The sequence below is a fragment of the Gallaecimonas xiamenensis 3-C-1 genome (assembly GCF_000299915.1).
Taxonomy (GTDB): domain Bacteria; phylum Pseudomonadota; class Gammaproteobacteria; order Enterobacterales; family Gallaecimonadaceae; genus Gallaecimonas; species Gallaecimonas xiamenensis.
In genome coordinates this window covers 1-18,721 of record NZ_AMRI01000005.1, presented here as the reverse complement: position 1 = coordinate 18,721, position 18,721 = coordinate 1, and the positions used below count along the sequence as shown (strand labels likewise).

19 protein-coding genes are annotated in these 18,721 nt (G+C 65.3%); 11 read left to right on the top strand and 8 right to left on the bottom strand.

Annotation, left to right across the window (positions count from 1 at the left end):
• Nucleotides 1-2: 2 nt before the first annotated feature.
• Both B3C1_RS04485 and B3C1_RS04480 read left to right on the top strand, forming a co-directional pair.
• Entirely contained in the window at nt 3-443 is a 441-nt protein-coding gene (locus B3C1_RS04485) for a hypothetical protein (protein WP_008483208.1), read from the top strand.
• Between the two features lie 26 nt (nt 444-469).
• Nucleotides 470-1,075 (top strand): DUF1294 domain-containing protein, encoded by a 606-nt coding sequence (locus B3C1_RS04480; RefSeq protein ID WP_035481208.1) that lies wholly within the window; start codon nt 470-472, stop codon nt 1,073-1,075.
• 28 nt (nt 1,076-1,103) lie between these two features.
• On the opposite strand, the gene B3C1_RS04475 is transcribed toward B3C1_RS04480, so the two are convergent.
• Genes B3C1_RS04475 through B3C1_RS04455 form a run of 5 tightly spaced genes read right to left on the bottom strand, consistent with a single transcriptional unit; the run spans nt 1,104 to nt 6,073 of the window.
• Nucleotides 1,104-1,370, bottom strand: coding sequence for a metal-sensing transcriptional repressor (locus tag B3C1_RS04475; RefSeq protein ID WP_008483205.1), 267 nt, complete (start codon nt 1,368-1,370; stop codon nt 1,104-1,106).
• Nucleotides 1,371-1,399: 29 nt separating this feature from the next.
• A complete protein-coding gene (locus tag B3C1_RS04470; protein ID WP_008483204.1) occupies nt 1,400-4,504 on the bottom strand; it encodes an efflux RND transporter permease subunit in 3,105 nt (1,034 codons plus the stop codon).
• On the bottom strand, nt 4,497-5,429 hold the full coding sequence (locus tag B3C1_RS04465) for an efflux RND transporter periplasmic adaptor subunit (RefSeq protein ID WP_008483203.1): 933 nt from the start codon (nt 5,427-5,429) through the stop codon (nt 4,497-4,499). Before B3C1_RS04465 ends, B3C1_RS04470 begins: the two co-directional genes overlap by 8 nt.
• A gap of 9 nt (nt 5,430-5,438) precedes the next feature.
• Nucleotides 5,439-5,639, bottom strand: a complete 201-nt coding sequence (locus tag B3C1_RS04460) for a YgaP family membrane protein (RefSeq protein ID WP_008483202.1) — start codon at nt 5,637-5,639, stop codon at nt 5,439-5,441.
• Nucleotides 5,639-6,073 (bottom strand): protein tyrosine phosphatase family protein, encoded by a 435-nt coding sequence (locus B3C1_RS04455; protein WP_008483201.1) that lies wholly within the window; start codon nt 6,071-6,073, stop codon nt 5,639-5,641. The genes B3C1_RS04460 and B3C1_RS04455 overlap by 1 nt, the downstream gene beginning before the upstream one ends.
• Before the next feature lie 238 nt (nt 6,074-6,311).
• Here B3C1_RS04455 and lodA point away from each other — a divergent pair, with 238 nt between their 5' ends.
• On the top strand, nt 6,312-8,294 hold the full coding sequence (gene lodA, locus B3C1_RS04450) for a CTQ-dependent lysine 6-oxidase LodA (RefSeq protein WP_008483200.1): 1,983 nt from the start codon (nt 6,312-6,314) through the stop codon (nt 8,292-8,294).
• Entirely contained in the window at nt 8,281-9,594 is a 1,314-nt protein-coding gene (locus tag B3C1_RS04445) for an NAD(P)/FAD-dependent oxidoreductase (protein ID WP_035481153.1), read from the top strand. Before lodA ends, B3C1_RS04445 begins: the two co-directional genes overlap by 14 nt.
• Here B3C1_RS04445 and B3C1_RS04440 read toward each other — a convergent pair.
• Together B3C1_RS04440 and B3C1_RS04435 are read right to left on the bottom strand one after the other, a co-directional pair.
• Nucleotides 9,591-12,077: an ABC transporter permease gene (locus tag B3C1_RS04440; protein ID WP_008483198.1), complete on the bottom strand. Its 2,487-nt coding sequence runs from the start codon at nt 12,075-12,077 to the stop codon at nt 9,591-9,593. The genes B3C1_RS04445 and B3C1_RS04440 overlap by 4 nt on opposite strands.
• Nucleotides 12,064-12,753 (bottom strand): ABC transporter ATP-binding protein, encoded by a 690-nt coding sequence (locus tag B3C1_RS04435; protein WP_008483197.1) that lies wholly within the window; start codon nt 12,751-12,753, stop codon nt 12,064-12,066. Before B3C1_RS04435 ends, B3C1_RS04440 begins: the two co-directional genes overlap by 14 nt.
• Nucleotides 12,754-12,893: 140 nt before the next feature.
• On the opposite strand from B3C1_RS04435, the gene pxpB reads away from it, so the two are divergent.
• Genes pxpB through B3C1_RS04400 form a run of 7 tightly spaced genes read left to right on the top strand, consistent with a single transcriptional unit; the run spans nt 12,894 to nt 18,040 of the window.
• Nucleotides 12,894-13,526 carry a 5-oxoprolinase subunit PxpB gene (pxpB, locus tag B3C1_RS04430; protein WP_008483196.1) on the top strand — a complete coding sequence of 211 codons (633 nt, stop codon included), beginning with the start codon at nt 12,894-12,896 and terminating at the stop codon, nt 13,524-13,526.
• Nucleotides 13,519-14,430 carry a 5-oxoprolinase subunit C family protein gene (locus B3C1_RS04425; RefSeq protein WP_008483195.1) on the top strand — a complete coding sequence of 304 codons (912 nt, stop codon included), beginning with the start codon at nt 13,519-13,521 and terminating at the stop codon, nt 14,428-14,430. The genes pxpB and B3C1_RS04425 overlap by 8 nt, the downstream gene beginning before the upstream one ends.
• Nucleotides 14,420-15,157, top strand: a complete 738-nt coding sequence (pxpA, locus tag B3C1_RS04420) for a 5-oxoprolinase subunit PxpA (RefSeq protein ID WP_035481202.1) — start codon at nt 14,420-14,422, stop codon at nt 15,155-15,157. The genes B3C1_RS04425 and pxpA overlap by 11 nt, the downstream gene beginning before the upstream one ends.
• Nucleotides 15,154-15,867, top strand: a complete 714-nt coding sequence (locus B3C1_RS04415; protein WP_035481150.1) for a DUF969 domain-containing protein — start codon at nt 15,154-15,156, stop codon at nt 15,865-15,867. The genes pxpA and B3C1_RS04415 overlap by 4 nt, the downstream gene beginning before the upstream one ends.
• Nucleotides 15,857-16,798: a DUF979 domain-containing protein gene (locus tag B3C1_RS04410; RefSeq protein WP_008483192.1), complete on the top strand. Its 942-nt coding sequence runs from the start codon at nt 15,857-15,859 to the stop codon at nt 16,796-16,798. Before B3C1_RS04415 ends, B3C1_RS04410 begins: the two co-directional genes overlap by 11 nt.
• Nucleotides 16,795-17,433, top strand: a complete 639-nt coding sequence (pcp, locus tag B3C1_RS04405; protein ID WP_008483191.1) for a pyroglutamyl-peptidase I — start codon at nt 16,795-16,797, stop codon at nt 17,431-17,433. The genes B3C1_RS04410 and pcp overlap by 4 nt, the downstream gene beginning before the upstream one ends.
• Before the next feature lie 10 nt (nt 17,434-17,443).
• Nucleotides 17,444-18,040, top strand: coding sequence for an arylesterase (locus B3C1_RS04400; protein WP_008483190.1), 597 nt, complete (start codon nt 17,444-17,446; stop codon nt 18,038-18,040).
• A gap of 25 nt (nt 18,041-18,065) precedes the next feature.
• Here B3C1_RS04400 and B3C1_RS20430 read toward each other — a convergent pair whose 3' ends face one another.
• Nucleotides 18,066-18,230: a hypothetical protein gene (locus tag B3C1_RS20430; protein WP_008483189.1), complete on the bottom strand. Its 165-nt coding sequence runs from the start codon at nt 18,228-18,230 to the stop codon at nt 18,066-18,068.
• Between the last annotated feature and the right edge of the window lie 491 nt (nt 18,231-18,721).

The following is an 18,721-nucleotide window of genomic DNA, read 5'->3' as shown; positions in this document are numbered from 1 at the left end:
CCTTGACCCCCAGCCTTACCCAATACGTCAAAAAACGAAACGGCCGCCCCCTTGGCGCCAAAGGGTCCCTTGGGGCCATGCTGGTAAGGGCCTTGGGTGCCCCCGGCTTTGACCTTTTCTGGGTTTATTGGAACCCCATCTTCAGCTATTACCTGGGTTATCGGCTCTATCGCCCCTTGCGCCGCTGGCTGCCAGGGCCTTTGGCCCTTTGGCTGACCTTTGTGGGCTGCGGCGCCCTTCATGACGCCGTGACCATGCTGGCCAGGGGCGGCCCGGCCCTGCTGTTTACCCCCTGGTTTGCCCTGATGGGCCTGCTGGTGCTGGCCAGCAAGGCCTGGGCCCTGGACTACGGCGCCCTGCCCTTGGCCGGCAGGGCCTTGGTGAACCTGGGTTTGGTGCTGCTGAGCCTGGCCCTGGTGCTGGCCGGCGGTTTAAGGGTATAAGGCAGAAAAAGCCTGACGGAATGACCATGAGATACCAGGGACGGCTGAGCAACTGGAACGACGACAAGGGCTTTGGCTTTGTGGAGCCCAACGGCGGCGGTACCCGCGCCTTCGTGCACATCAAGGCCTTTGCAGGGCGCGGCCGGCGCCCACAGGAAGGGGACCTTATCCACTACCGCCTGGCCAAGGACGCCAGTGGCCGCTACCAGGCGGTGGCGGTGCGGCTGGTCAAAGACCAAGGGCGGCCCCAGGGCAAAAGCGGCGGCTTTGGCTCAGCCTTGGGGTTGGTGTTTTTGCTGGTGATGCTGGCCCTGGGGCTGGTGCGGCTGCTGCCCATGGCCCTGGCGTTTGTCTACCTTGGCGCCAGCTTGTTAAGCCTGCTGCTCTACGCCCGCGACAAGCACGCGGCGCAGCGCAACCAGTGGCGCACCCCGGAGAATACCCTGCACCTGCTGGCCCTGGCCGGTGGCTGGCCAGGGGCAGCCATGGCCCAGTACTTTTTCCGCCACAAGTCCAAGAAAACGGCCTTTCGCGCCCTGTTCTGGGCCACAGTGCTACTGAACCTTGGCGCCCTGGGCTGGCTGCTGGCAAGCCCCAGAGGCCAGGCGCTACTGCAACAATTGCCCCATTGAAAAAGGCCGCACAACGCGGCCTTTTTTCTCAGGCGTACTTGGTGAGCAGCCGGCGAATTTCCGCCATTCGCTCCTGGGCGTCGGCGCCGCTGTCCTCCAGGGCATTGCCCTCGATAACACAAGCCATCATCTCGAAAAACGCCTTGTCCAGGGCCTTGCGGGAGGCGGTGAGCTGCTGCATCACCTTTTCACAGTCGGCCTGTTCGCGGATCAGCTTTTGCACGCCGCGCAGCTGCCCTTCCACCCGCGCCAGGCGCTTGAGCATCTTGTCTTGTTGTTCTGCCGTGGGTTGCATGGGCGGCTCCTGGGGTAAAGGGGGGCTCATCATCCTGCACCTGCCTTGGCCTGTCCAGTGCGGCGCAGCAAGGCGCCGTAGAGCAAGGGGATCACCAGCAGGGTCAGCAGGGTGCTGACCGCCATGCCGAAGATCAGGCTCACCGACAGGCCGTTGAAGATGGGGTCATCGAGGATAAAAAGGGCCCCCAGCATGGCCGCCAGCGCCGTCAGCACTATGGGCTTGGCCCTCAGGGCCGAGGCCCGCACCAGCGCCTGCTCCAGGGGTTGGCCCGCCGCCACTTCGCTGTTGATCACCTCCACCAGCAAGATGGAGTTACGCACTATGATGCCGGCCAGGGCGATCATGCCGATCATGGACGTGGCAGTGAACTGGGCACCCAGCAGGGCATGGCCGGGCATGATGCCGATAAGGGTCAGGGGAATGGGGGCCATGATCACCAGGGGCACCGCGTAGTTGCCAAAGTGCCCCACCACCAGCAGGTAGATAAGCACCAGGCCCACGGCGTAGGCCAGGCCCATGTCGCAAAAGGTCTCGAAGGTGATCTGCCATTCCCCGTCCCATTTGACGGCGGCCCCCGTCCATTGGTTCGGCTGGGTGGTATAGCTTTGGGGCAAGGCAAGGCGGCCGGCGGCAGCAAAGAGGCCGTAAAGGGGGCTGTCCAGGGCCCCGGCCATATCCGCCGTGACATAGACCACGGGCCGCAGGTCTTTGTGGTAACGGGGCTGGTCAAAGGGAACACGCTGGCGCGCCACCAGTTCGGCCAAGGGCACACTGTGGCCGCCCAGGCTGGTAACGCTAACCCCCTCGAGCTGGGCCAGCTGCCCTTGCAAGGCCCCGGGCAGGCGCAGGCGCAGCGCCACCGGCTCGGTCTGGCCGGCCAGGGCCAGGTAGGTTACATCCAGCCCCGACAGGGCGCCGGTCAGGGCCTGGGCCGCCGCCTGGGGGTTCACCCCCAGCAGCGCCGCCTTTTGCCGGTCTAGCTGCCATATCTCTTCTGAGCGGTCCGCCACCAGGGTGCTGTCCAAATCGACGATGCCGTCGGTGGCGGCCAGGGCCGCAAGCACTGCCTGGGCGCCCTGGTGGCGGTCAGGGCCGTACACCTCCGCCACTATGGGCGCCAGCACCGGCGGCCCGGGGGGCACTTCCACGACTTTAAGGGCGCCGCCGTTGGCCAGGGGCAGCAGCCGGGCGCGGATAGCCAGGGCCAGTTGGTGGCTGGAGCGGCGCCTTTGGTGCTTGTCCTTGAGGCTGACCTGGATGTCCCCCAGGTTGGCCCCCTGGCGCAAATAGTATTGGCGCACCAGGCCGTTAAAACCGATGGGAGAGGCGGTACCGGCATACACCTGGCTGCCGGTCACCTCGTCGATATCATCCAAGGCATCGGCCATGGCCAGCAGCACCCCGTTGGTGTCTTCCAGGCTGGTGCCTTCCGGCATGTCCAGCACCACTTTCAGTTCGGACTTGTTGTCAAAGGGCAGCATCTTCAAGACCACCGCCTGCACCCCGGCCAGGCCCAAGGCCAGCACAATCAGGGCGATAAGGCCAAAGCCCAGCAGGTAGCGGTTGCGCCGCCTGGCTACAAAGGGCCCCATCAGCCGGGCAAAGAAGCCTTCCAGGGGGCTTGGCGCGCCCTGGCCATGGCCCTGGTCCTTTAACAGGTGGCGAGCCAGCCAAGGGGTGACGGTCAGGGCGATCAGCAGTGACAGCAGCATGCCAAGGGAGGCGTTGATGGGGATGGGGCTCATATAAGGGCCCATCAGGCCGCTGACAAAGGCCATGGGCAACAGGGCGGCGATAACGGTAAAGGTGGCCAGTATGGTGGGGCCTCCCACTTCGTCGACGGCGCCGGGGATGGCGGTTTTCAGGGATTTGCCCATGGCCAGGTGGCGGTGGATGTTCTCTACCACCACTATGGCGTCGTCCACCAGGATGCCGATGGAAAAAATCAGCGCAAAGAGGGACACCCGGTTGAGGGTAAAGCCCCAGGCCCAGGAGGCAAAGAGGGTCACCGCCAGGGTCAGCACCACGGCGCTGCCTACCACCAGGGCCTCGCGCCGCCCCAGGGTCAGCAGCACCAGGGCCACCACCGACAGGGTGGCAAAGATAAGCTTGTGGATCAGGGTGTTGGCCTTGTCATCGGCGGTTTGGCCGTAGTTGCGGCTGACCTCCACCTTGAGCCCCGGTGGCAGCCACTGGGCCTTGAGGCTGTCCAGCCGCGCCAGCAGGGCCTGGGCCACGGTCACGGCGTTTTCACCGGCCTTTTTGGTGATGGCCAGGGTCAGGGCCGGGGCCGCCTCGCCGCCCCGCTCACGGGTCCAGACATAGCGGCTGGGCACCGAGGGGCCGGGGTGAATTTGCGCCAACTGCGACAACAACACCGGCCGGCCGTCCACCACTGTCACCACCAGGTTGTTAAGGCTGTGCAGGCTGTCGATAAAGTGGCCGGCCTGCACCGGCACCATCAGCCCGCCGTCCAGGCGGTAGCCGGCCTGCATGCTGGGGTTCTGGGCCGACAACGCCTGGGCAACCCGGCCAAGATCCAGCCCCAGCCGGGCCAGGGCGCCCTGGTCCAGGGTCAGCTCCACCTGTTCCGGTTCGGCGCCGATGATGGTCAGTTCCCTAACCCCGGGCACGTTCTGCAAGGGCCCCTTGAGGGTGTCGGCCAGGGCCTTGAGATCCCCCTGGCCGCTTAAGGTCAGGGTCAGTACCGGCACGTCTTCGATGCCACGGATCTTCACCAGGGGCTGGCCATAAGCGCCACTGCCGGACCAGGAGGCCAGGGCGTCAAAGAGTTCGGTCTGGGCCTGGCGGCGGTCCACCCCCACCTTGAACTGCACCGTCACCAAGGCCTGGCCGGGGCGGGACTGGGAGTAGAGATGGTCGATACCGCTCATCCGCGCCAGGTGCTGCTCCAGGGGGGTGGCCAGGGCCGACTCCACGGTCTGGGCCCGGGCGCCGGGAAAAGCCACCATCACATCGGCCATGGTCACGTCGATTTGCGGCTCTTCTTCCCTGGGGGTGATGGTGGCGGCCAGCAGCCCCAGCAGCAGCCCGAACAGGGCCAGCAGCGGCGTCAGCCGGGAACGCTCGCCCCAGGCGGCCAGGCGGCCCGCCACACCGAGCTTAGTCATCGGCCAGCTCCTCACCGGCGCCAAGGCCGCTCAGCACTTCCAGCTGGTCCCCCAAGGCCGCCCCCAGCCGCACCGCCCGCCAGCTGCCGCCGGCCATCCGCACCAGTTGCAGTTCTCCTTGGCGTTTGACCAGGCGCTTGGGTACCAGCAGGCCCTGGTGCTCACCCACTTTGACCACCACCTTCAGCCATTGCCCCGGCATGGCGGCGAAGGCCGGCCCCAGCTGCAGGCGCAGCCGCACCGTGCCGCTCTGGCCGTCGGCGGTGGGGAAAAACAGCAGCTTGTCCGGGGCCTGGCCGGCCACCCTGGCCCACTGGTATTGGCGGGCAGCACTGGCCAGGCTGGCGGGCAGATCCAGGTGCAGGCGCAAACTGGCCGGGTCAAAACCACTCATCAGCGGCGTGCCGGGCAGCACCAGCTCCCCGGGTTCCACCAGCCGGGCGCTGACCACGCCGCTGTAGGGGGCCTTGATCTCGGTGTAGGCCAGCTGTTCATCGGCGGTAGCTACCGCCGCCTTGGCCGCCTTGGCGCCTGCGCTGGCGCTGTCGAGGCTGGCCCTGGCCTTGTCCAGTTCGGCCTGGGGCAACAGCTTTTGCGCCACCAGGCTCGACACCCGCTGCCATTCCTGGCGGGCCTGGGTAAGGGCCGCCTGGCTGGCTGCCAGGCTGGCCTTGGCTCGGTCCAGGGCCTGGGATTGCTCCAGGGCGTGGATCCTGAGGATAACGGCCCCCGCCGGAACCTGGTCCCCTACATCCACCAGCACCTGGGCCACCCGGCCCGAGGTCTGGGCCGACACAGTAGCGCTGTTGCTGGCTTCCACCAGGCCTTCCAGGGCCAGGGTGTCGGCCAGGGTCTGGGTTTTTAGGGTCAATGGCGCAGCCAGGGCCGGCCAGGCCAACAGCACAAGGGCAAGCAGGCGGGTCATCCTGGCTCCTTAGAAGGCAGTGCCGGTTTTAACCCCGAGCTTTTTCAGCAGCATCGCCAGGGGGCAAAATCCAGTAAAGGAAGCTTGGAACAGATTGGCCCCCACAAAGGCGGTCAACCACAGCCAGTAAGGGCTGAAGGCCCAGGCCAGCAGCAGGCTGACCAGCACCATCAGGCCGGCAAATCGCATCACCACTTTGTCGACGTTCATCATTCACCTCCACACAGACATTGGCGCACCGCGCCTTCGAGTTGGGTCAGGCCGCCCTTGCGGCCCAGGGCCAAGGCCTGGTCCAGCGGCTGGCCGTCACAGTGATAGGCCAGGGCCGCCAACATACCCCCCGCCCTATTGGCGGTGCCGCAATGGAGCAGCACCGGCCCTTGAGCCTCGGCCAGCAGCGCCTTGAGGGCCTGGCAATTGGCCGGGTTCATATCCAGGGGGCCGGCGATGGGCAGATGGTGGTAGCCAAGGCCCAGGGCCTTGGCCTCGGCCGCTTCGTCAAAGGGCTGTTCCTTGCTAAGGGTCAGGTTGATAACGGTCTTCACCCCCTGGTCGCGGCAGGCGGCCAGCTCTGCGGCGCTGGGCTGGCCGGCGCAGTACAGGGTGTCGGAAAATTGATGGCAGGCAGAAACGGGCAATGACATAAGCACCTCCTATATACCCCCAAGGGTATATGTTAGAGGCGGCAAGATCAACATACCCCCACGGGTATAATTTTGACCGTAAATGGCGTCACTTCAAAGACCACTGGTTGCAGATTGACCACTTGCTACCAATACTCTAAACGCCTGTGCCCCGGCCATGCCGGTGCCACCCTCCTAGCCGTAAGGGAACTACCCTGCCGCGCAGCGGCAGCCATCAGACAGCTTAGGGATGAATGTCATGTCCTCACGTTTCGAGATCCACCCCCGTATCGGTGTTGCCCGGCTCGGCAACAGCATCGACGAGTTTTACCTGGCGCCAACCAAGACTGGGGGGCTGCCCATCCCCTGCGACCAATGGGGCAACGAACAGCCCGGCGAGCCCCTTCGCTTCAAAGACCGCACCGGTGCCATCAAGCGCCAGGCCGCCAAATTCAGGCTGTTTCGCTACGACCAGGACGGCCAGGGCCAGGAGATCAACCTGGACAGCCCCGAGGTGGCCAAGATCGAGTGGACTGTCCACATCGCCAACAAAAAGCCCATCTGGTACACCTTCTCCGAGCTGCAGGGTGATCTGGAATTTGGCCACCACAACAGTTACGCAAACCAGCATGTGCCCCACAACAATCCCGATGTCACCGACCATAAGGCCCGCCAGGCCCTGATCATCGACCCAGGCCCGCGCTCCATCACCCAGCCCCACAGCCAGGTGGCCTTCAGCCGCTACAACATCCCCGCCGACTACCACTGCGGCTCCTTCCCGCCCGCCAGTGCCGGTGGCCAGCAAATCGACGTGCTGGGCGAGCTGCGCATGGACGCCAAAGGCAACCTGGTGGCTTTGGGGGGCTTTGGCAGGGTCACCGGCTCGGCAGACATCACCTCCTTTCGCGGCGCTGCCGGCTACTGGGACGATATCTCGGACGGCTTTGTGGTAGCGCGGGTGACCTTGAGCGACGGCAGCGTCCATGAGGCCGACTCGGCCTGGCTGCTGGTCGGCAGCCCCAAGTTCGCCCCCGAGACGGTCAATATCATTACCCTGGCCGATACCATGGCCGATGTGGCCATTCGCAAGCTGGACGCCGACCCGGCCCTGTTCCCCGGTACCCAGGGCCATTTCCCCGAACTGCCCGGCTACCACCCCTTGCAGGGCTTCAACCCCGAGCATGTGGTCAATTTCGACCGGGACGTACTGCCCATCATCCGCCGCCCCGGCGGTTATAAATGGGTGGCCAACGTGCCCACCATGACCGAGTTTGCCCACCCCGACTTCGATATCCGCGATAACTCCCCGGCCAACGCCGCCAACCGCTGGGCCTACTTCCACTACTTCCGGCTGCCGCTGCTGCCAGAGGACTACCAGCAACATTACGCCCAGCTGAAAAAGGGCCCGGCCCAGCTGTTCGCCGCCGACGGCGTACCGCTGATGCCACTGAACTCCGGCGACAACTCGGTCACCAACCAAGGCCCCATCTACAAGTTCCTGAGCCTGACCCCCACCCAGTATTTTTACCTGCACCAATGGGCGGCCGGCCGTTTTTGCACCGAACCGGCTGCCGAACCAGATCCGGGCGCCGCCCTGGATCTGGTGGATATCAGCAACTGCGTAGGAGGGCCCTTCTCCCCGGGCATAGAGGTGACCTGGAGCGTGCGCAACGCCCCCATTTACCAAAAGCCCTTCCAGCTGGCCCTGGCCCATGACAACGGCGGCTACCAGGAAATGGCCAACCACTACATCCAACACGGCCTGTCCATCAGCGCCGACGAAACCGCCGGTGGCGGCTGCGAGCCCGGGGACCTCACCAAGCGCATGGCCATTCCCTGGATGGCCGACTTCCACGAATGCACGGTGCAAACCCCCAACATCACCGACATCCACGTCAACCAGCTGGCCGACGGCTCCGGCATCGAGGTGCCCCCGGCCTTCTACGTCTACTGGTGGCCGCCACAAAGCCCTTTCAACGTGGTTACCGGTGCCCTGGAGGCCCACGAGCAGGTGCTGGACGCCTATGTCAGCAACATCGACCAGCAACCGGTGATCCCCGCCGGCCAGAATGTGGAATACCAGCGCGGCATCAACTCCGCCAGCCAGATGATCCAGTCCTGGTCCATGCTGGGCTTTATCATCAACCGTGGCACCGAGGCCATTCCCTACCTGGTGGAAACGGAGCGCAACTACAGCCAACTGGCCCAGGCGGCCCTCAATAATGCCTATGCCAGCAAGTAAGCCGGACTTTGACGTCCTTATCATCGGTGGCGGCCCTGCCGGGGCCGCCGCCGCCCTTACCCTTAGAAAACGGCCCGACATCAAGGTATTGGTGGTGGAAAGGGGGGACTACCAACAGGACAAGGTCGGCGAGGCCCTGTCCCCCGGCACCCGGGAGCTGCTGCGTTACCTGGGAGTCTGGGAGGCGTTCAGCGGCCAGCAACAACTCAACATCTGGGGCAACCAGGCGGCCTGGGGCAGCGACGAGCTCCATTGCCTGGACTTTATTTTCACCCTGCACGGCAGCGGCTGGGGCCTGAACCGCAGGGCCTTCGAACAACTGCTGGCCGATGCCGTGCAGCAGCAAGGGGGCGAGCTGTGGACTCAAAGCCGGGTCGAGCAGCTGGCCCGCACTGAGGCAGGTTGGCAGGTACAGGTAACGGATGCCCAAGGGCAGCTCCGGCACCTGACCTGCCGTTACGTGATTGACGCCGCCGGCCGGGCTTCCCCCTGGTCGCTGCAAGCCGGGGCGGTCAGGGTCAGGTACGACAACCTGATGGGCCTGGCCAATTGGTTGCCAAGGGCCGACGGCCAGCAGACCGAGGCCTTCACCCTGGTGGAGGCCTGCGAATACGGCTGGTGGTATGGCTCGCCCCTGCCGGACGGCAGGCTGGCGGTGTCCTTGATGAGCGACCAGGGGCTCATCCAACAGCAGCGCCTGGCCAAGGGCGATGCCTGGTTTGCGCTGCTGGCCGGCACCCGCCACCTGCGCCGGCTGGTAAGCTTAGATGGCCCGCAGCCGACCCCCAGGGCCTCTCCGGCCTATTCGGCGCGGGTCACGCCGCCGCCAGACAAGGCTCCCATCGTTGCCGCTGGCGACGCCGTGGCCAGCCACGATCCCTTGTCCGCCTCCGGCATACCCCGGGCCCTGGCCACCGGCATTCAGGCGGCCAGGGCCGCCGCCGACGCCCTGTTCGGCGACGGTAAGCTCAAAAAGGCCTACCACGACGCCGTAGCCCAGGATTTTGGCCAGTACCTTGGCAACCATTGGCGCATTTACCAGGCCGAGCAGCGCTGGCCCAGGGCAGACTTTTGGCGCTTTCGTACCGCCCAGCCGCAGCTGGCCCCCACCACACTGGTGGGCAGAGGCAGAGCCCAGGAGTCGCTGTTCGTGCCGGACAAGGTGGCAAGACGGCTCCTTGAGCTGGCGGCCAGCCCCCAGCCGGCCCACCAGCTGCTGGCCGGTCTCAGCGCCGAGCAGCCGGACCTGCCGGTGGAGCGGCTGCTGCTGGCGATGGAAGAGCTGCTGGCCCCGGCCTAGCTGCGGATAAGCCGCAGCGGCGTGCGCCTCAGTAACGGCCAAAGCCGCAGCAGGGCCGGAATGGCCACCCCCAGGGCGCCCCCCACCAAGGCCAGTAAGGACAGGGGCCAGTGCAGGTTCACCGGCAGATCCAGCACCTGGGTTTGCAGCAGGTAGAGGCTGAGCTGGCTGGTGAGCCCCGCCAAGAGCCCGGCCAGGCCCCCCAGCAGCAAAAATTCCAGGCCAAGGGCCCGCAGCAAGGTGCGGTCGGACGCCCCCAGGGTGCGCAATACCCCCAGGTCCCGGCGCCGCTCGTCCAGGCTAGCCTGCACCGCCGCCAGCAGCACCAGCAGCGAAGCCGCCACCACCAGCAGCCAGACAAAGCGCAGGGCCAAAGCCACCTGGCTGATCAGGCTGCGGATCTGGTTGATGATGGCGTCCACGTCAATCAGGGTCAGGGTGGGGTGGCTACGCAGCAGCTGGCCAAGCTCGGCCCTGTGCTGGGCCTCGAGGTGGAAGCTGGCAATGTAGCTGGCCGGGAAATCGGCCAGCACCGAGGGGCTGAAAATCATAAAGAAGTTGGGCTGCATCGACTGCCAGTCCACCTTGCGGATACTGCTGACCTTGGCCGAGAAGTCCTGGGAGCCCAGGCGGAAGGTTACCTGGTCCCCCAATTTGAGCTTGAGCCGCTCGGCCACCCCCGACTCCACCGACACCTGGTCGCCGGCCCCTTGCTGCCACCAGCTCCCTTCTTGCAGCTGGTTGTTGGGGGGCAGGCTTTGGCGCCAGGTCAGGTTCAGTTCCCGGTCGATGCCGACCCGGCCGCCGCGCTGGGCCGGCTCTGCGCCGGCTTCCGGCTCCACCGTGGCCTGGTCGTTGATGGCGGTAAGGCGAGCCCGCACCACCGGATAGAGATCCGAGGCCTGGCTGCCGTAGCGCTGCAAGAAGCCCTGCACCGCCTCCACTTCCTCCGGGGCCACGTTCACCACGAAATAATTGGGGGCGTCTTCCGGCAGGCTCTTTTGCCAATCGGCCAGCAGATCCGACTGGATCAGCTGCACCAGTATCATCAGCATCAAGGCCAGGGTAAAGCTGCCCAGCTGCACCAGGCTGGCGCCCCGGCGCCGCTCAAGGCCAGCCACCGCCAGTCGCCAGGCGCCCCCCAGGTGGCGGCTGCGCCCCAGCGCCTTTAGCAGCAGCAGGCTGGCCAGGGCCACCGCCAGCACCGCCACCCCAACCCCGGCCGCCACCGCCAGGGTCAGTTTCAGGTCACGGGTGAAAAGGCCGATGGCGCCAAACAGCGCCAGCAGCACCAGCAGGTAATGGCCGCGGCCCTGATCCCCCTGCCCTGCCCCTTCCCGCCACACCCGGATGGGCGGCACCTGCAAAAGCCGCCACAAGGGCCAGGCGGCAAAGGCCAAGGTGCAGATGGCCCCTACCGCCAGCCCCAGCCACAGCGGTTCCCAGCTGGCCCCAGGTAAATCCGGCGGCAACAGGGCGCCGTATTGGGCCAGCAACAGCTGCACCAAGCCCAGCCCCAACCCCAGGCCCAGCAGGGAGCCGGCCGCCAGCACCAGCAGCAGCTGGCCGGTAAAGAGCCACACCACCTGGCGGCGGGTGCCCCCCAGGGCTTTGATCAGGGCCACGGTGTCGACGTGGGAGTCACAAAAACGCCGGGCCGCCACCCCTATGGCTACCGCCGCCAGCAGCACCCCCATCAGGCTCGACAGCAACAAGAAGCGCTCGGCCCTTTGCAGGGCGACGCTGATGGGGGAATTGGCCCTGGTGATGTCGGTAAATTCGGCGCCGGCCGGCAAGGCATCGTCAAGGCTTGCCTCAAAGTCCGCCAGGGCCTTGGGGCTGCCCTTGAACAGCCAGCGCCAGCCCACCCGGGAGCCGGGCTGGATAACCTTGGTGGCGGCCAGGTCGGCCTGGTTCATCAGCCCGGGAGGGGCGGCGGCAAAGACGTTAAGGCCCACGTCCGGGGCTTCAATCAAAAAGCGGCTGAGGCTGAGAGTGGCATAACCCACCTCTATGCTGTCGCCCTTGTTGGCCCCCAGGGCTTGGGCCAGGCGGTTATCCAGCCAGATTTCCCCAGGGGGCGGGCCGCCCTGGACCTCGCTGACCTCGCCAAAGGGGCTGCCCGCCACCTTGACATGGCCCCGCAGGGGGTAGTTTTTATCCACCGCGTACAGGGCCCCCAGGGCCATGGCATCCCCTTGGATAAGCATGGTGGTAAAGCGGGTCTGGCGGCTCTTTGCCAAGGGGCTGTCTTCGATGCGCTTTTCAAGGGCGGCGTCCAAAGGCTGGCTGTGGCGCAGCACCAGATCGGCGGCCAGGAAGCTGGCGCCCTTGCGGTTAAAGGCCTGGTTGAGCACCTCGGAAAAACGGGCCAGGGACACCACGCTGGCCACCGCCAGCACTATGGCGGCCAGCATGATAAGGACGTCGGCCCTTTTCAGCTCCCGCCAGAAAAAACGCCCTACCAGCTCAGGCCGCATCATCCAGGGCCTCCAGCTTGCCGTCCTTGAGGCTCAGTACCCGCTGGCAGCGGCGGGCCAGCACCGGGTCGTGGGTGACCAGGATAAGGGTGGTGCCAAAGTCGCGGTTAAGGGCAAACAGCAGATCTGCCACATGGCTGCCGGTGTGGGTGTCCAGGTTGCCGGTGGGCTCGTCGGCAAACAGCAGGGCCGGGTTGGTGATAAAGGCCCTGGCTATGGCCACCCTTTGCTGCTCGCCGCCGCTGAGCTGGGCCGGAAAATGGCCAAGACGCTGGCCAAGGCCCACCCGTTCCAACAGATCCTTGGCCCGGGCCCGGGCGTCTTTGTCCCCCCGAAGTTCGGCGGGCATCATGACGTTTTCCAGGGCGCTCAGGCTTGGGATCAGCAAAAACTGCTGGAACACAAAGCCCAGTTGGTCGGCCCTGAGCGCCGCCCTTTGGTCTTCGCTGAGGCTGGCCATGTCTTTGCCAGCCAGGGCCACAGTGCCCTGGCTGGGCTGGTCCAACCCCGCCAACAGCCCCAATAGCGTAGATTTACCAGAGCCGGAGGCCCCCATGATGGCAAGGGTTTCTCCTGCCTTTACAGCCAGTTCCACACCGCTGAGGATGGGCAGGGCACTGCCATCGGCACTGGTGACGGCCTTGGCCAACTGGCGAACTTCGATTACAGCTTGGGTCATGGAGGCGTTCCTTTTTCTTCCTTGATACTGACCTTAACCGCCTTTGGATCTAACGCCAAGAGGCTGGCGGTTGGTCGCAGCAGGGATGCAATTGGCCGGCGTTATCGCTAGGTTAAGGCCATGACATTTGAGGGATCATTATGATTTTGACCTGGTCCGCCCTGGGAGACAGGGCCCTGGTGTTAACTCTGGAAGAAGCCGACCCGGCCGCACAGCGCCAGCTGCACTGGCTGGCCCGGCAGTTGGCCCAGTCCCCGGCCCTGAGTGAGGCAGTGCCCGGCATGGGCAACCTGACCCTGGTGCTAAATAGCCCCCTGGCCGACATCCCCGCCCTGGCCCAGCAGGCCCTGGCGCTGTGGGACAAGCGCCCCGAGGCAGCCCCGGCCGGCCAGCTTCATAAGATAAAAGTGCGCTACCAGGGCCCGGATCTGCACCAGGTAGCGGAATACAGCGGCCTGACCGAGCAGGCCGTTGTCGAACGCCACGCCAAGGCCACCTACGAGGTGGCTTTCATCGGCTTTATGCCCGGTTTTGCCTACCTCACCGGCATGGACAAGCGCCTGGCCATGCCGCGCCGGGCCGAACCCAGGGTACAGGTGCCGGCCGGGGCCGTGGCCATCGCCGGCCAGCAAACCGGCCTCTACCCGCGCCAAAGCCCCGGCGGCTGGCAGATCATCGGCTATGCCGACACCCCCTTGTTCGACATCAACCAGTCTCCGCCGGCGCTGCTGCAACCGGGGGATCAAATTCAATTCGAGGTGAGCCGTGATTGAAGTCCTAAAAGCGGGGATCCTCGCCTGCATCCAGGACGGTGGCCGCCCCGGCTATCGCAGCCAGGGGGTGCCCGCCAGCGGCGCCATGGACATGCTGGCCTTGCAGGTGGCCAACCTGCTGCTGAAAAAACCGCCGCTGTCCCCGGCCCTTGAGATCACCTTCGGCCAAACCCAGCTGCGCTTCCAGCAAAGTGGCTGGGTGGCCTTGACCGGCGCCGATCTGGGGGCCAGCTTCAACGGCGAACCCATTACCCCGGGCTGGCGCTTCAAGGTGGAGCCCGGGCAAATCCTGCACTTTCGCCAGCCCAAACGCGGCTTTCGCGCCTATTTGGCCCTGGCGGGCGAGCTGGTGGTGCCCCATGTGCTGGGGTCGGCCAGTACCGACCTGGGGTCGGGCTTTAATGCTCCCCTTGCCACCGGCGACGAGCTGGACTGGCGCCCCGCCGGGGACTTCGCCGGCCCGCTGCTGGTGCGCACCCCGGGCACAGGGCGGTTGCGGGTGCTGCCCGGTTCCGAATACGACAGCTTTGACAAGCTGGCCCATGGCCTATTCTGGCATTCGGACTGGACCATAGGCTCCCTGTCCAACCGCATGGGTTATCGCCTGTCCGGCCCCAAACTCAACCGCCTGGTGGGGGACGAGCTGCCCTCCCACGGGGTGCTGCCGGGCACTGTGCAGGTGCCCGGCAACGGCCAGCCCATCATCCTCGGTATGGATGCCCAGGCCACCGGCGGCTACCCCAAATTGGGCATGGTGATTGCCGCCGACCTGTGGCAACTGGGGCAACTGGGCCCGGGCCGCCATATCGGCTTTATTCCGGCCACCGCCGCAGAGGCCCGCCTGGCCTGGCAGCAGCAGCTCGACTACCTGGCACACCTGGAGGCCTTCATTGCTGAGCATTGATTTCAACGCAGATCTGGGGGAAGAGGCCCCCTTTGACGCCGAGCTGATGCCTCTTATCAGCTCCGCCAATATCGCCTGCGGCTTTCATGCCGGAGGCCCGGCCACCATGGCCCGTACCCTGGACTTGGCCATAGCTCATGGCGTCGCCATAGGGGCCCACCCCAGCTTTGACGACAGGGCCAATTTCGGCCGCACACCCATGGCCCTCAGTCCCGCCGACGTCACCGATCTGGTGCTCTACCAGTGCGGCGCCCTCAAGGCCATGGCCGAGGCCAGGGGCGCCAGGCTGCACCATGTCAAACCCCATGGCGCCCTCTATAACCAGGCCGCCAAAGACCCGGCCCTGGCCGCCTGCATCGCCGCCGCCGTCAAAACCCTGGACCCTGGCCTCAAGCTCTACGGTCTGGCCGGCAGCCACAGCCTTAGGGAAGCCGAAAAAGCAGGGCTGACGGCGGTGTCGGAAGTCTTCGCCGACCGGCGCTACCTGGCCGATGGCAGCTTGCAACCGCGCAGCCAAAGCGGCGCCGTGCTGGACCATGACGACCAGGTCCAGGCCCAGGTGCTGGCCATGGTGCAACAAGGCCAGGTGCAGGCCCTGGGGGGCCAATGGGTGGCCCTAAAAGCCCAAACTCTGTGCCTGCATGGGGATAACCTCCATGCCCTGGCCCTGGCCAAGCGGCTACGGGGCTGCCTGGACGCCCTTGGCGTGCAGATAGGGGCGCCCTGATGGACGCCGTCTCTTACTGGCCACTGCTGGGGGTGGCGGTGGTGATCGTCGGTTTTGCCCTACGGGCCAATCCGCTGCTGGTGGTGACCCTGGCCGGGGTGGTCACGGGCCTGGCCGCCGCCCTGCCCTTTGGCGGTATCCTCAGCGCCCTGGGAGAAGGCTTTCTCAGTACCCGTACCCTGTCCCTTATCTTGGTGCTGCCCCTGGCGGTAATAGGCTTGCTGGAGCGCCATGGCCTAAGAGAACACGCCGGCCAGTGGATAAGCCGCTTCAAGCGGGTGTCGGCCGGCAGGCTGCTGGCCCTGTACCTGCTGGTGCGGGAGCTGAGCGCTGCCCTGGGGCTGACCAGCCTTGGGGGCCACCCGCAGATGGTTAGGCCGCTGCTGGCCCCCATGGTGGAAGGGGCGGCCAGCAAGGCCCTTGGCCCCCTGAGCCATGGCGAGCAACAGCGCCTCAAGGCTATGGCCGCCGCCACCGACAACGTCGGCCTCTTCTTCGGTGAAGACATTTTCGTGGCCTTTGGCGCCGTGATCCTGATGCACAGCTTCCTGACCGAAAACGGCATCGCCGTCGAGCCCCTGCACATTGCCTTCTGGGGCATTCCCACCGCCCTTTGCGCGCTCTTTATCCACGGCTGCCGGGTGCTCTACCTGGACCGGCAACTGGCCCGCCAGCGCCGGCGCCTGCAAGGAGCGTCCGGTGCAGATTGAGTGGTTTTTCGCCCTGGCGGGGCTGTTGCTGCTGGCCAATGGGGTGCTGACAGCTCTGGACAAAGCCCACCCCAAACGCTGGCCCTCGGCGCTGTTCTGGGGCCTTTACGGCGGCCTTTTCCTTATTGGCCACTGGCTGCCCCCGGCCCTTTGCGGCGCCCTGGTGCTAGCCATGGGCCTGGTGGGGGGCCTTAACCTGGTGAAACCGAAAAAGGCACTGGAGCCCGATGCGGTGCAGCGCCAGCAAAGTGCCAAACGCCTGGGCCATAAACTGTTTTGGCCGGCCCTGGCCATCCCTTTGCTGACCCTGGCCGGCAGCCTGTCCCTGCCCTGGCTGGCCGCCCACCAGGGTTTGCCCCTTGTGGGCAATCCCACCCTTATCAGCCTGGGCCTGGCTTGCCTTGTGGCCTTTGCCCTGGCCTGCTGGCTGACCCGCGAAGCGCCGGTGCAGGGCCTTAGGGAAAACAGCCGGCTGATGGACGCCATCGGCTGGGCCCTGTTACTGCCGCAAATGCTGGCCACCCTCGGCATCCTCTTTGCCAAGGCCGGGGTGGGGGACGCCGTGGCGGCCCTGGTGGGCCAGGTGCTGGGAGACGACATGCGCTTTTGGGCCATTGTCGCCTATGCCCTCGGCATGGCGCTGTTTACCATGATCATGGGCAATGCCTTTGCCGCCTTTCCGGTGATCACCGCCGGTATCGGCATTCCCTTTCTTATCGACCAGTACCAGGGTAACGCCGCCGTGATGGCCGCCATCGGCATGTTCAGCGGTTATTGCGGTACCCTGATGACCCCCATGGCCGCCAACTTCAACCTGGTTCCGGCGGCCCTGTTGGAACTGGATGACCGACACGCGGTGATCAAGGCCCAGGTGCCCACGGCCCTGCTGCTGCTCATCGCCAATATCCTGCTGTTATGGTGGCTGCTGTGACCCAAATCCTGTTAACCGGCTTTGAACCCTTCGATGCCGAACCCATCAACCCCTCCTGGGAGGCCGTCAAGGCCCTGGCCGGCTACCGGGACGCCGTCACCAGCCTGATGCTGCCTTGCACCTTCGGCCAGAGTCTACAGGTGCTGGAAGACACCGTCAGGGCCCTTGAGCCCCAGGTGATACTGGCGGTAGGCCAGGCCGGGGGCCGGCGCGGCATCAGCCTGGAGAAGGTGGCCATCAACCTTATCGACGCCCGTATCCCCGATAACGCCGGCCACCAGCCCATAGACGTGCCGGTCAACCCCAAGGGCCCTGCCGCCTACTTTTCCACCCTGCCGGTCAAGCGGCTGCTGACAGAGCTGAAGGCAAACCGGCTGGAGGCGCAGCTGTCCTTCAGCGCCGGCACCTATGTGTGTAATTATCTTTTCTACGGGGCCTGCCACCTGGCCCAGGCCCTGCCCTGGCAGCCCCAGGTCGGCTTTGTGCACCTGCCCTATTTGCCGCAGCAGGCCGAGCGCCACCCGGGCAGCCCGGCCATGCCCCTGGCCCAGCAGGTTGCCGCCCTTGGCTGCCTGATAGACAGCCTGCTGGCCGGCGGTGAGGAACTGCACCTGAGCGCCGGTACCACCCACTGACGGAGCCCTTATGCGTAAGCTGTTGTTGTTGCTGTTGCTGATAAGCCCCCTGGGCTGGACCAAAACCCTGCTGGTGATGGGGGACTCGTTAAGTGCCGGCTATGGCCTCAAGGCCGAGCAAAGTTGGGTGAGGCTGTTGTCGGACAAGGTGCAAACCGAGGCAGCAGACTGGCAGGTGGTCAATGCGTCCATCAGCGGCGAGACCACGGCCGGGGGCCTGAGAAGGCTGCCGGCACTGCTGGCCAAGCACAAACCCGAGCTGGTGCTGATTGAACTGGGGGGCAATGACGGTCTGCGCGGTTACCCCATCGCCACCATGAAGCAGAACCTGGCCAAGATGGTGGGCCTGAGCCAGGCGGCCGGTGCCGACGCCATGGTGATGGAGATCTGGCTGCCCCCCAACTATGGCCCCCGCTACCTGGACAGCTTCAAAGCCGCCTTCAAGGAAGTGGCCGAGGAAAAACAGGCCCGCTGGCTGCCCTTTTTCGGCCGGGATATCGACCTTGGCGACGGCATGCTCCAGGCCGACGGCATACACCCCACCGCCCAGGCTCAGCCGCTGCTGATGGAAGCGGTTTGGCAGGACATCAAGGACAGCTTGCAATAAAAAAGGGGCCCCAAGGGCCCCTTTTTCAGGCGATGGCCACCAGGATGCGGTAGCAGATGATACCCAGCATGCACAGGGTGCCCAGCCACATCAGCAGCACACCACCGTTGCCCTGGCGGCGGCTAAAACCCACCCCCAACAGCACCAGCCCGACACAAAAGATCCCGAAGGATACCCAGAACGCCTCCATCGGCTTCCCCTTTCCACTTGGTTATATTCCATGTTATTGCCCAAAGCGGCTTTTCTCCACGGGCTGGATCAATAAAAGCATCCGGGATGGCAAAGGGTAAGGGGTTGAAAAGAAACGCTCTGTTGCGGCCCCTTGGACGCCTCAAAAGGGCCTGCGTGGCCCAAGGTTAGGGATGGGGATGAACCGCAAGGGGAAGGCACAGAGGCAGGTGCAGCACTGGCTCTGTAAGCCGGAGGGGTGAGCGCACATAAAAAGGCGTCAGTGACGCCTTGGCCTGGGCTTAGGCGAAAAACACCCATAAAGAAAAAGGCCGCTCTTTCGAGCGGCCTTTGGTTTTGGTGGAGCTAGGCGGGGCGAGGCTCGAAGCAGAAGCACTGCTTCTGCGCTGCCGAGCGCGAGGCCAGGATGGCCGACCCGGAAGGCGGCGCCAAGGACTGCTCCGATCTGCGGGCCTTTAAGGCATATAGCATTGTGCTTTCTGTGTATGAGCA